Raw genomic sequence first — 11,416 nt, 5'->3', positions numbered from 1 at the left:
ATCAAGTCGAACTTCTGTCGACGAATTCCTCGAGATAGGGGGGCACCTCACGCCCATCGATGTCGCATCGACAGCGGATTTCTCTCGCGACGTCCTTGGAAAGATCGTCGGTCCAGTGCTCCAGCGTGTTGAAGGCGACTACCTCGATCGGATCGTTGAATTGTCCCGACAGGAGATCGGCAATGACCGTCTCGATGTCAGCGCGCTCGGTTTGCCGAGCAATACCATGCTGCCCTGGACCTTCCACGACCAGATAGATCGTCTGATCGGCGCCATACGGCACACTCGGCGGAAATTGGCGCATTGTCCGATCCTCCATCGAACTTGGATTTCAATTGCAGCACAGGGGAAAGGTTCCTATCACGCGGCGGCATTTCAAAAACGCTGCGACGGTGACGATGCCCAATGCCGTCCCTCATTACCGCGCGTCGGCGCGCGACAGGACTAGAGCTTCGGCGCGCTGCCCTTGGGCATCGCGCTCTCGCCTTGCCCGGAGGTGAGTGCAGCGCTGTCGATCGCAGCGGCGCTGACGAGTTGCTTGACATCAAGCAGGGTGAACTGCGCGATGCCAACACGATCGGCCGGCGTGCCCGGAACGAGCTGCACGCTCAACACGCCGTCGCAATTGGCGCCCCTGGCCTCGGCGAGCATGGCGCGCGGATCCTTGGCTTTGGTCTGCGCGCGCTTGACGACCGCCACGCAACTGCCGCGGACGGTGTCGCCGTTGAGCTTGACGGCTGCCCTCGGGTCGAGCGGCTTGTCGATTGCTTCCAGCGCGGTCGCTTCCTTGTACTTGGCGCCGACCGACATGATCGAGCCCTTGCGGTAGATGTAGTACAGGTGCTGATCGCCCACGATGGTGGGCACGCCGTATTTGCCCATGATCTCCTTGATCATGTCGGCCTTCGACGGCTGCTGGTCCTGCGCGAAGGTCAGATTGCGCGCGAGGAAATAGGCGCGGTTGGCGCTTGCGGGCGAGGAGAAGCTGGCCGAGAGCATTTCGCCGTTCTGCTTCGGACCGGCGGGAAGATTGAAATTCAACGCGGCGACGTAGCCGGCGCCGCCATTGCCGAATTTCTGCTGCTGGATATCGGTCTTGGTGTCGGTCCGGCCCTTGAACAGCGAATCAAAGACGGCGCGCGCCGATTCGGCGTTTGATTCGGTTGACATGCCCAAAATGTCAGGGCGCAACTTGCCCGAGAACGCCGTCTCGGGCGTCTTAGGCGCATTGGGCTTGACGTCATCGGCCAGTGACGCTGCGGCCAGGGATACCAGGCCCATGGCAAGCGTCATCGAAACCAGCGCATGGCGAGGCATGAAACACCTGAAAAATCGGGTAGAGTCGAGAATTGCAACGGCCGGGATTACGCCAAGCTTTGAACCGCGATGTCAACATTGGCAGCCGGTTTCGGAGGTGCCTGGGAGGCGCTGTTAACGCTTTGATCCGCCTCGCTTTGCCTTGCCACCGCCATATCGATAGGCTACGCCCCGGCCATGCGGGGATCGGGTGCGCGATACGGCCGCCCAAGTCGCGGTTCCTCGGGGATGGGATATCTTTAAGTGTCTGAATTATTTGACGAAGTCGATGAGGAGGTACGTCGCGAACAGCTCAAAAAGCTGTGGGACAAATATTCGCTTCTGATCATTGCCGGCTTGATTTTGATCATCGCCGCCGTGGGCGGCTGGCGCGGCTACCAGTATCTGGAGGCCAAGAAGGCGGCCGAGGCGGGCGCTGCGTTCGACAAGGCGGTCGAGCTTTCGGAAGCCAACAAGCATGCGGAGGCTGAAGCAGCCTTTGCCGATCTGGCTGCGAAGGCGCCGTTCGGATATCGCGTGCTGGCACGGCTACGGATGGCCGCAGAAGTCGCCGAACGCGATCGACCGGCTGCGGCAAAGCTGTTTGACGAGATCGCCGCCGACCGCAGCGTCGGCGTGGCAGAACAGGATCTGGCGCGGATTCGCGCCGCCCAACTACTGCTGGAAACCGCCACCTATCCCAACATGAAAGAGCGCCTCGAAGCCGCTGCTGCGCCGGGCGCCACCTTCCGCCATACTGCACGTGAATTGCTGGCGCTGTCGGCCTGGCGTGCGAACGATACCGCAGCGACGCGGCAATGGCTGGACATGATCGCCAACGACGGCGAGACGCCGCCGAGCCTGCGCTCGCGTGCCGAAGCGCTGCAGGCCCTGCTGCCGCCGGTCGCCAAGAGCTGACACCAGCACAACGAGTTGGAAACTTGATATGCGCCGCCCGCAACGTTTGATCGCAACGGCCGTCCTCATCGCGCTTTCGGGTGCGCTGGCAGGCTGCGGCAGTACGGCCAATTTCGACCCAAGCGATCTGCTCGACTTCCTTGATACCAAGAAGAAGCTGCCCGGCGACCGCAAGCCGGTGTTCCCCGAGGGCGTGCCGGGCCTCGAGCAGGGCGTGCCGAAGGATCTCTATCGGGGCGCGCGTCAGCAGGCTGACGACCCGAACGCACAGGCGGCCGCTGCCCCTCCGCCGGCAGAGGAACCGAAATCCAAGCGTGGCGCCAAGTCCAAGGGCAAGCAGGCTGCCGCCCCCGCTGCCGTGGACCCCGACGCCGCGCCCGAGGAGGACAGCACCGCCGCAGCGCCGCCGGCGCCCAAGCCGGCCAAGATCGTGCGCAAGCGCACCACCGCGCCGCCGCCCGATCAATCGGCCGCGCCGGCACAATCCCAGCAATCGGCATTCCCGGCCCCGATGCCGAGCGGCAGTTTCACGCGCTGATTTCTTGTTTTCGTTCAATTGACACGCCCTTCAAAAAAGGGCGTTTGGATCATTTATGTCCTTCACGATCGCCATCATTGGCCGGCCCAATGTGGGTAAGTCGACGCTGTTCAACCGGCTCGTCGGGCAGAAGCTTGCGCTGGTGGATGACGAGCCCGGTGTCACCCGCGACCGCCGCGAGGGCAGTGCGCGTCTCGGCGACCTCGAATTCACCGTGATCGATACCGCCGGCCTCGACGAGGGCGCCAGGGGCTCGTTGACTGCGCGGATGCAGGAGCAGACCGAAACCGCCATCGGCCTGGCCGATGCGTTGATGTTCGTGATCGACGCCCGCGCCGGGCTGACGCCGAATGATCGCGCCTTTGCCGATTTCGCCCGCCGCGCCAACAAGCCGGTGGTGCTGGTCGCCAACAAGAGCGAGGGCAAGCACGGCGAACTCGGCGCGATGGAATCCTATGCGCTGGGGCTCGGCGATCCCATCCAGATTTCAGCCGAGCATGGCGAGGGCATGAGCGATCTCTACGACGCGCTCGCCGCGCTGATGCCGGAGCCGGCCGAGGAGCCTGAAGAGTTCGACGACGATGACATCATCTCGGACGAGGATCTCGCCCAGCGTCCGATCCGCGTCGCCATCGTCGGCCGCCCCAATGCCGGCAAATCCACGCTGATCAACCATCTGCTCGGCGAGGAGCGACTGCTGACCAGCGCCGAGGCCGGCACCACGCGCGATTCCATTTCGGTGGAGATCACCTGGCAGGGACGCGATTTCCGCGTGTTCGATACTGCGGGTTTAAGGCGGCGCTCGCGGATCGAGGAGAAGCTGGAAAAATTGTCGGTGGCGGATGCGCTGCGCGCGGTGCGCTTTGCCGAAGTCGTCGTGATGATGATGGACGCGCAGAACCGGTTCGAGGAACAGGATCTGCGCATCGCCGACCTGATCGAGCGCGAGGGGCGGGCGATCGTGCTCGCGGTCAACAAATGGGATCTGATGGAGCGCAAGCCTCATCTCATCTCGGCGCTGCGCAGCGATGCCGACCACTGGCTGCCGCAGGTCAAGGGCGCCCCCATCGTCGCGGTGTCCGGCCTGATGGGCGAGGGCATCGATCGCCTGATGACCGCGATCCAGGACGCCTACGCCGTCTGGAACAAGCGTGTGCCGACGGCCGCGCTCAATCGCTGGTTCGAGCAGGCGGTCGACGCCAATCCGCCGCCGGCGGTGTCGGGCCGCCGGCTGAAGCTGAACTACATCACCCAGACCAAGGGGCGTCCGCCGAGTTTCGTGCTGTTCTGTTCGCGCGCGGATGCGGTGCCGCAATCCTACTTGCGCTATCTCACCAACAGCCTGCGCGAAGCCTTTGATCTGCCGGGTACGCCGATCCGGATCACGCTGCGCGAAAAGGCCAATCCGTTCGCCCACAAGCGCAAGCGGCCATCATGAGCGAACAGGCGTCCACCGCTGTTGCCGACGACAGGCCGCCGGTACGCAGTGGCGCGGCGGCCTTCATCTTCGTCACCATCCTGCTCGACATGCTCGCGCTCGGCCTGATCCTGCCGATCCTGCCCAAGCTAGTGGAAAGTTTCGTCGACAACGATACCGCAACCGCTGCGCGGATCTTCGGGCTGTTCGGCACCGCCTGGGCGTTGATGCAATTCCTGTTCTCGCCGATCCTCGGCGCGCTCTCGGACCGCTTCGGCCGGCGGCCGGTGGTGCTGCTGTCGAATTTCGGGCTGGCGCTGGATTATGTGCTGATGGCGCTGGCGCCGTCGCTTGTGTGGCTGTTCATCGGCCGGGTGATATCGGGCATCACCTCCGCGAGCATCTCCACGGCCTTTGCTTACATCGCCGACGTGACGCCGCCGGAGCGGCGCGCCGCGGTGTTCGGCAAGATCGGAGCGGCGTTCGGCGCCGGCTTCATTCTCGGTCCCGCCGTCGGCGGCCTGCTCGGCGGCATGGACCCGCGCCTGCCGTTCTGGATCGCGGCCGGCTTAAGCTTTGCGAACACGCTTTACGGCTGGCTGATCCTGCCCGAGTCGCTGCCGCCGGAACGGCGCGCTCCGTTTCGCTGGAAAAGCGCCAGTCCGATCGGCGCACTGCATCTGTTGCGCTCGAACCGGATTCTCGCAGGCCTGTCGCTGGCAAATTTCTTCGGGCAAGTCGCGCATGTGGTGCTGCCGTCGACGTTCGTGCTCTACGCGACCTATCGCTATGGCTGGGATACGAAGACGGTTGGCCTTACGCTGGCGTTGGTCGGCATCTGCGCCATGGTGGTGCAGGGCGCGGGCGTCGGGCCGATCGTGTCACGCCTTGGCGAGCGCCGGGCGCTGCTACTCGGGCTTGCCAGCGGCGCGCTGGGATTCTTCATCTATGGCGCGGCGCCGACCGGGCCATTGTTCTGGGTCGGCATTCCCGTAATGGCGCTGTGGGGGGTGGCGGGTGCGGCGATCCAGGCGCTGACGACGCAACTCGTTACACCGGATCAGCAAGGCCAGTTGCAGGGCGCGACCAACAGCGTCAACAGCATCGCCCAGATGGCGGGACCATTTCTGTTCACGCTGACATTTGCCTATTTTATCAGCGATCAAGCGCCGGCGAAAATGCCGGGCGCGCCGTTTCTTTTGGCGGCGGCGTTGCTGGCGCTTGCGCTGGCGATCGCGTGGCGGACGCTGAAAAGGTAGGGTGGGCAAAGCGAAGCGTGCCCACCATTCGCGACGTGCATTCGGAGCGAGATGGTGGGCACGGCGCTTGCGCGCCTTTGCCCACCCTACGCGATCTGTTACGCCGTTACTTCTTCACCAGCGGGCAATCGCTGGCTTCGAGCGGCTTGGCGGCATCCTCTGGCGAGATCATGGCGATCTGCTTGTAATAATCCCACGGTCCCTTCGACTCTTCCGGCTTCTTCACTTCGAACAGATAAGCCGGAATGAGGCGGCGGCCGTCGGCGCGCAGCGGGCCCTTGCCGAACAGCGGATCGTCGGTCGGTAGCTCCTTCATCTTGGCGACGACCTTGGCGCCGTCACGCGGATTGCTGCCGAGCGCGTCCATCGCCTTCAGGTAATGCAGGATCTCCGCATAGAGGCCGGCGACGGTCATCGAGGGCATCGCGCCCTTCGGCGAGAGCTTCTGGAAGCGCTTCGACCATTCGCGGGTGTTGTCGTTGAGATCCCAGTAGAAGGATTCCGTAAACGTCAGGCCTTGCGCGGTCTTCAGGCCGAGCGCATGCACGTCGTTGATGAAGAGCAGCAGTGCGGCGAGTTTCTGACCACCCTGGACGATGCCGAACTCGGCCGCCTGCTTGATCGAGTTGGTGGTATCGCCGCCGGCATTGGCAAGGCCGATGACCTTGGCCTTCGAGGACTGCGCCTGCAGCAGGAAGGAGGAGAAGTCGGAGGTGTTGAGCGGATGTCTGACGGTGCCCAAAACCTTGCCGCCGGTCTGGGTGACCACGTTGCCGGTGTCGCGCTCCAGCGCATGGCCGAAGGCGTAGTCGGCGGTGAGGAAGAACCAGGTGTCGCCGCCGGCCTTGGTCAGCGCCTTGCCGGTGCCGTTGGCGAGCATGTAGGTGTCGTAGGTGAAAGAGATGGTGTTGGGATTGCAGGCCTTGCCTGTGAGGTCGGCGGTGGCGGCGCCCGAGTTGAGCAGCACCGAGTTCTTTTCCTTCACCAGATTGCTCACGGCGAGCGCAACGCCGGAGTTCGGCGTATCCGCGACCGCGTCCACCTTGTCGGCGTCGATCCACTGCCGCGCGATGTTGACGCCGATATCGGGCTTGTTCTGATGGTCACCGCTGACGACATCGATCTTCCAGCCCTTCTTCAACAGGCCGGAATCCTCGACCGCCATCTTGACCGCAACCACCGAATTGGGGCCGCCGATGTCGGCATAGAGGCTCGACATGTCGTTGAGCACGCCGATCTTGACGGTCTTGTCCTGGGCCAGTGCTGGCGTTGCGAGGGTAAGGGCGGCAAGCGCCACGGAGGCGGCGAAGCGCCGCGCAGTTCTAGTCGTCATGATACTCCTCCTCCAGAAATGGTTGTTCGCCGGCTCTCTTCTCGGAACCTGCCAGCGCTTTTGCGATAGTCCTTCTCGAAAGCGCGGGCAATGCACCTCGTAGCGCGTCCGAGGTCAGCTTGAACTTCTGGATCCGCTTTCCGGTGTCGACCTCGGCTGTATAGACATTGCCCTTGGCATCCACGGCCATGGCGTGAACCCAGTGGAACTGCCCGGCATTGCGGCCGCTGCGGCCAAAACTGCCGACTACGGTACCATCATCCCGTTTGAGCACCCGGATTTCATTATTCTCGCCGTCGGCGCTCAGCAGATAGGTCTGCTTCGGGTCGGGCCAGATCGCGATATCCCACACGGCGCCGTTGCCGCGCGTGGTCTTTTCGTAAAACCATTCCTTAACGAAGGTTCCATCTTTCCTGAAAACCTGGATACGGTTGTTCATGCGATCGCAGACATAGAGCAACCCGTCATTGGCGAGCTTCACGCAATGCACGGGGTTGGCGAATTGCTGCGGGGCCGGTCCATTGGGATCGTAGGGCGGCTGTTTTTCATCGCTCGGCGGTTTGCCGTAGGCGCCCCAGTGCCGCTTGTAGGCACCGGTGGTGGCGTCGAACACGATGACGCGGCGGTTGCCGTAACCGTCCGCGACGAAGATTTCGTTGGCGTCCTTGTCGACCGCGGTCTCGGCGGGCTTGCCAAGCTGCGTCGTGTCGCCAGAACCCTTGCTCGGTGCGATCTTGCCGATCTGCATCACGAACTTGCCGTCGAGCGTGAATTTCAGGATCGCATTGTCATTGTCGGCATTGCCGCCGATCCACACGAAACCTTTCTCGTCCACTTCGATGCCGTGCTCGCGGCCGACCCATTCGTAGCCCTCGCCGGGGCCGCCCCAGGAGCGCAAGAGATTGCCGTCGGCATCGAACTCCAGCACCGGCGGAGCGGAGACGCAGCATTTGGAACGGGGCGGGTTCAGCGCCGCGCCCTTTTCGTCGTCGGTCAGCGAGCGCGGACGGTGAATGACCCAGATGTGGCCTTGCGAGTCGACAGTGATGCCGCCGACCTGGCCGAGGATCCAGTTGTTCGGCAGCGGTTTTGGCCAGGACGCATCGACGGCGAAGGTCGGGATGTCGGCGGCGTGTGAGGATGCGGGTGCTATCAGAATTGCGGCGGCGAAGCAGGCGGAAATGGCTTTGGAAAGATAGTGGCGGGCGCGATTACGCGTTGGCGTCATAGGTGCCTCCCGATGATTTTCTTGGCGGGTTGTCCCGCTTGAGAATGCAGTCAATCGTGGGCAGGCGACCGAGTCAATCATTGTCACCGTCATTGCGAGGTCACCGTCATTGCGAGCGCAGCGAAGCAACCCATGTCTCGACAAGCGGCATGATGGATTGCTTCGCTGCGCTCGCAATGACGGAAGAGCGCGCGAGAGTTCACTCCGGTGCGCGGAAGCTCATCAACTTATGCGTCTTGTAGTCGTAGAGCTTGCCGGTCTCGTCCCACTCCGGCGCGCACATCGGCACGATGAACTCCGCGGCCTGCTCCGGCGTATCCAGCGTCATCGGGTCTTCGCCGGGAAATATGCTGGCGCGCATGCGGGTGCGGATCGGGCCGGGGCTGAACAGGTTGACGCGCAGCTTCGTGCTCACGGTCTCATTGGCCCAGGAGCGCACCAGCGTATCCAATGCGGCTTTCGAGGCGGCGTAGGGACCTTGGTAGGCGTTGGCCTTGCTGGCCGCGCCCGAGGTCACGAACACGGCGCGGCCGGCGTCCGAGACCCGGAGCAGCGGATCCATGCAGCGGATGAGCTGGAAGTTCGCGGTGACGTTCACCGCGATCACATCGTTCCAGGGTTTCAGTTCGATATGCCCGAGCGGCGAGGAGGGGCCGGCGATACCGGCGTTGCCGACGAGAATGTCGAGCTTGCCGTGGCGTTCATGCAGTGCCGCGCCAAGCCGCGCGATGCCGTCGAAATCGGTGAGGTTGAGCGGCACCAGCGTGGCGCTGCCGCCGTCTTTGCGGATCTCGTCGTCGAGTTCCTCAAGCCCGCCTTGCGTGCGTGCGATGGCAACGATGTGCGCGCCGGCACGGGCGAGCGCGCGGGCCGTGGCATAGCCGATGCCGCGTGAGGCGCCCGTGACGAGTGCGATCCGGGAGGCGAGGGGTTTGGTCATGATCTAAGCCTTCGTCATGCCCGGGCAGAAGCACGAAGTGCGTCTTCGTGCCAGACGTCCCGGGCATCCACGTCTTTGCGGCGGGGTATTACAGACGTAGATGGCCGGGACAAGCCCGGCCATGACGGAAAATTACCGGTTTATTGGCCGCAAACGCGGCCGTTAGCTTGCCTCCGCCAGCAGCGACAATTGCCGGGGCTGCGGCTCGACCTGGGTCTGGTCGGTGAGGTGGGTCGGGTAGGCGCCAGTGAAGCAGTGGTCGGAGAATTTTGGATTGGCGGGATCGCGGCCCGGTTCGCCCATGGCGCGGTACATGCCGTCGATCGACAGGAACGCTAGCGAATCCGCGCCGATGATCTCGCGCATCTCTTCCAGCGAGTGGGTCGCGGCGAGCAGGCCGCCGCGGTCCGGCAGATCGATGCCATAATAATCGGGATAGAGGATCGGTGGCGAAGCGAGACGGAAATGCACCTCGCGCGCGCCGGCGTCGCGCATCATGCGCACGATCTTTTTCGAGGTGGTGCCGCGCACCAGCGAATCGTCGATCAGGATGATGCGCTTGCCTTCGATCGCGGCGCGGTTGGCGGAATGCTTCATGCGCACGCCGAGCTCGCGAACGCTCTGGGTCGGCTGGATGAAGGTGCGGCCGACGTAGTGGTTGCGGATGATGCCGAGTTCGAAGGGGACGCCCGAATACTGGCTGTAACCGACGGCGGCGGGCACGCCGGAGTCGGGCACCGGCACCACGACGTCGACATCGGGATGGCTTTCGCGTGCGAGCTGTGCACCGAAGGCTTTGCGAACGTCATATACCGAGCGGCCGCCGACGATGGAATCCGGCCGCGAGAAATAGATGTACTCGAAGATGCAGGGCCGCGGCGGCTTCGGCGGGAACGGTTTGTGGCTGTTGGCGCCGGTCTCGTCGAACACGATGATCTCGCCGGGCTCGATGTCGCGGACATATTTGGCGCCGATCATGTCGAGCGCACAGGTTTCCGAGGTCAGGATCGGACGGCCGTCGAGATCGCCGAGCACCAGCGGCCGGATGCCGAGCGGATCGCGTGCGCCGATCAGCTTCTTGTTGGTCAGCGCGACCAGCGCGTAAGCGCCTTCGATCGCGCGCAGCGACTCGATGAAGCGGTCGATGAAACGGCTGCGCTTGGATTGCGCCACCAGATGCAGGATGACTTCGGTATCGGTGGTCGACTGCATCATCGCGCCGCCCTTCACCAGCTCGCGGCGCAGCGTCAGGCCGTTGGTGAGGTTGCCGTTATGGCCGACCGCGAAACCGCCGGCATTGAGCTCGGCAAACAGCGGCTGCACGTTGCGCAGGATAGTGGCGCCGGTGGTGGAGTAGCGGACATGGCCGACTGCCATGCTGCCGGGCAGGCGCTCGATCACCTCGCGGCGGGAGAAGGTATCGCCGACGAGACCGAGCCGGCGTTCAGAATGGAAGCGGCTGCCGTCGAAAGAGACAATGCCGGCGGCTTCCTGGCCGCGATGCTGGAGAGCGTGTAGTCCGAGCGCCGTGATGGCGGCGGCCTCGGGGTGGCCGAAAATGCCGAACACGCCGCATTCTTCGCGTAGCGTGTCGCCTTCGAGATCGTCCTGCAACTCGATGCCGTGATTCAGGTCGAGTTGGCCGGCGGGATCGGAAGGGTTTTGCATCGCGTCCATCGCCTCTCTATCTTGGCCAGAATTAGCGGCCCGTGGATTTCTCGATCTGCTTTTTAAGGCTGTCACGGGCAGGTTTACTGTAGCCATCGCCGGACCCAGGGGCTGCCTGGTCGGCGTCAGTTTGGTCGTCTTCCGGTTTATTCTTCTTGAATCGTTTTAAGATGGTGTTCTCGGGGTCATCCGGCAAGAGCGACATTAACCAATCCCCGGTTCCCTGCAGGACGACCCGGGATTTTGCACCGGTGATCCAGTCCGGCCGCTGCTTGTCCGGGACCAGCCAACTAAAGAACAGGAAAGCGACCACCACGATCAGGAGGCCGCGGCCGAGGCCGAACAGGAATCCGAGCGTGCGATCCAGCGCGCCGATCCGGGAATCCAGGATCATGTCCGAGATTCGCACCGTGATGACGGAGACCACGATCAGGGTGCCGATGAAGGTGCCGGCCACGACCACCACGGTCGCGATCGTATCGCTGCCGAAATAGGCCTTGGCGGACGGCATCAGCTTCGAGAAGGCATACAGTGTCACCAGCGCCGCCGCGCCCCAGGCCGCGATCGACAGGATTTCGCGCATGAAGCCGCGCACCATGGCGAGCAGGCCCGAAATCAGCATCACACCGAGCAGGACGAGATCGAGTATCGTTACGGGCATCGGCTGGTCAGGTCCGCTCGTCGGTTCTCAAAGCAGCGAATCGGCGGGTCAGGGCTCCCCCCAAGTGAGGGGCAGACGGCGCATCCCGCAAGGCCGGATATCGTGCCATCCCGGTCCGCCTTTCGCGCGCGTTGTATAGCGGCGAGGGCGGGGCGCGT

The 11,416-nt window shown here is 63.6% G+C and carries 10 protein-coding genes and 1 pseudogene; 4 read left to right on the top strand and 7 right to left on the bottom strand.

Annotated features, from left to right (window positions below; translation table 11 throughout):
* Window position 1: 1 nt before the first annotated feature.
* Both AC0QUY_RS16705 and AC0QUY_RS16700 read right to left on the bottom strand, forming a co-directional pair.
* Entirely contained in the window at window positions 2-304 is a 303-nt protein-coding gene (locus AC0QUY_RS16705; RefSeq protein WP_161854174.1) for a hypothetical protein, read from the bottom strand.
* Window positions 305-444: 140 nt separating this feature from the next.
* On the bottom strand, window positions 445-1,317 hold the full coding sequence (locus AC0QUY_RS16700) for a hypothetical protein (RefSeq protein ID WP_475387608.1): 873 nt from the start codon (window positions 1,315-1,317) through the stop codon (window positions 445-447).
* A gap of 243 nt (window positions 1,318-1,560) precedes the next feature.
* On the opposite strand from AC0QUY_RS16700, the gene AC0QUY_RS16695 reads away from it, so the two are divergent.
* From AC0QUY_RS16695 to AC0QUY_RS16680, 4 genes are read left to right on the top strand one after another with little or no spacing between them, the layout of a single operon-like run.
* Complete coding sequence (locus AC0QUY_RS16695) at window positions 1,561-2,214, top strand: tetratricopeptide repeat protein (RefSeq protein ID WP_161854176.1); 654 nt, start codon at window positions 1,561-1,563, stop codon at window positions 2,212-2,214.
* Window positions 2,215-2,242: 28 nt separating this feature from the next.
* Window positions 2,243-2,752: a hypothetical protein gene (locus tag AC0QUY_RS16690; protein WP_161854177.1), complete on the top strand. Its 510-nt coding sequence runs from the start codon at window positions 2,243-2,245 to the stop codon at window positions 2,750-2,752.
* 55 nt (window positions 2,753-2,807) lie between these two features.
* Complete coding sequence (gene der / locus AC0QUY_RS16685; RefSeq protein ID WP_161854178.1) at window positions 2,808-4,190, top strand: ribosome biogenesis GTPase Der; 1,383 nt, start codon at window positions 2,808-2,810, stop codon at window positions 4,188-4,190.
* Entirely contained in the window at window positions 4,187-5,428 is a 1,242-nt protein-coding gene (locus AC0QUY_RS16680) for a TCR/Tet family MFS transporter (RefSeq protein ID WP_161854179.1), read from the top strand. The genes der and AC0QUY_RS16680 overlap by 4 nt, the downstream gene beginning before the upstream one ends.
* A gap of 106 nt (window positions 5,429-5,534) precedes the next feature.
* Here the strand turns inward: AC0QUY_RS16680 and AC0QUY_RS16675 are convergent, their stop codons facing one another.
* From AC0QUY_RS16675 to AC0QUY_RS16655, 5 genes and pseudogenes are all read right to left on the bottom strand, one after another.
* Window positions 5,535-6,761: an ABC transporter substrate-binding protein gene (locus AC0QUY_RS16675; RefSeq protein WP_161854180.1), complete on the bottom strand. Its 1,227-nt coding sequence runs from the start codon at window positions 6,759-6,761 to the stop codon at window positions 5,535-5,537.
* Between the two features lie 97 nt (window positions 6,762-6,858).
* Window positions 6,859-7,989 (bottom strand): annotated as a pseudogene (locus AC0QUY_RS16670) (NHL repeat-containing protein); the annotation flags it as partial.
* Window positions 7,990-8,188: 199 nt separating this feature from the next.
* Window positions 8,189-8,929, bottom strand: a complete 741-nt coding sequence (locus AC0QUY_RS16665; RefSeq protein WP_161854182.1) for an SDR family NAD(P)-dependent oxidoreductase — start codon at window positions 8,927-8,929, stop codon at window positions 8,189-8,191.
* A gap of 162 nt (window positions 8,930-9,091) precedes the next feature.
* Window positions 9,092-10,597, bottom strand: coding sequence for an amidophosphoribosyltransferase (purF, locus tag AC0QUY_RS16660; RefSeq protein WP_161854183.1), 1,506 nt, complete (start codon window positions 10,595-10,597; stop codon window positions 9,092-9,094).
* Window positions 10,598-10,628: 31 nt separating this feature from the next.
* Window positions 10,629-11,258 carry a CvpA family protein gene (locus AC0QUY_RS16655; RefSeq protein ID WP_161854184.1) on the bottom strand — a complete coding sequence of 210 codons (630 nt, stop codon included), beginning with the start codon at window positions 11,256-11,258 and terminating at the stop codon, window positions 10,629-10,631.
* Between the last annotated feature and the right edge of the window lie 158 nt (window positions 11,259-11,416).

Source organism: Bradyrhizobium sp. WYCCWR15520, assembly GCF_056174665.1.
The sequence above is the reverse complement of the archived record's forward strand: the minus strand, read 5'-3'. Positions and strand labels throughout refer to the sequence as shown.

Bases quoted from the DNA above. Each gene is read 5' to 3' on its own strand.
- AC0QUY_RS16705 (WP_161854174.1), bottom strand. From the start codon at position 304: ATGCGCCAATTTCCGCCGAGTGTGCCGTATGGCGCCGATCAGACGATC.
- AC0QUY_RS16700 (WP_475387608.1), bottom strand. From the start codon at position 1,317: ATGCCTCGCCATGCGCTGGTTTCGATGACGCTTGCCATGGGCCTGGTA.
- AC0QUY_RS16690 (WP_161854177.1), top strand. From the start codon at position 2,243: ATGCGCCGCCCGCAACGTTTGATCGCAACGGCCGTCCTCATCGCGCTT.
- der (WP_161854178.1), top strand. From the start codon at position 2,808: ATGTCCTTCACGATCGCCATCATTGGCCGGCCCAATGTGGGTAAGTCG.
- AC0QUY_RS16680 (WP_161854179.1), top strand. From the start codon at position 4,187: ATGAGCGAACAGGCGTCCACCGCTGTTGCCGACGACAGGCCGCCGGTA.
- AC0QUY_RS16675 (WP_161854180.1), bottom strand. From the start codon at position 6,761: ATGACGACTAGAACTGCGCGGCGCTTCGCCGCCTCCGTGGCGCTTGCC.
- AC0QUY_RS16665 (WP_161854182.1), bottom strand. From the start codon at position 8,929: ATGACCAAACCCCTCGCCTCCCGGATCGCACTCGTCACGGGCGCCTCA.
- purF (WP_161854183.1), bottom strand. From the start codon at position 10,597: ATGCAAAACCCTTCCGATCCCGCCGGCCAACTCGACCTGAATCACGGC.
- AC0QUY_RS16655 (WP_161854184.1), bottom strand. From the start codon at position 11,258: ATGCCCGTAACGATACTCGATCTCGTCCTGCTCGGTGTGATGCTGATT.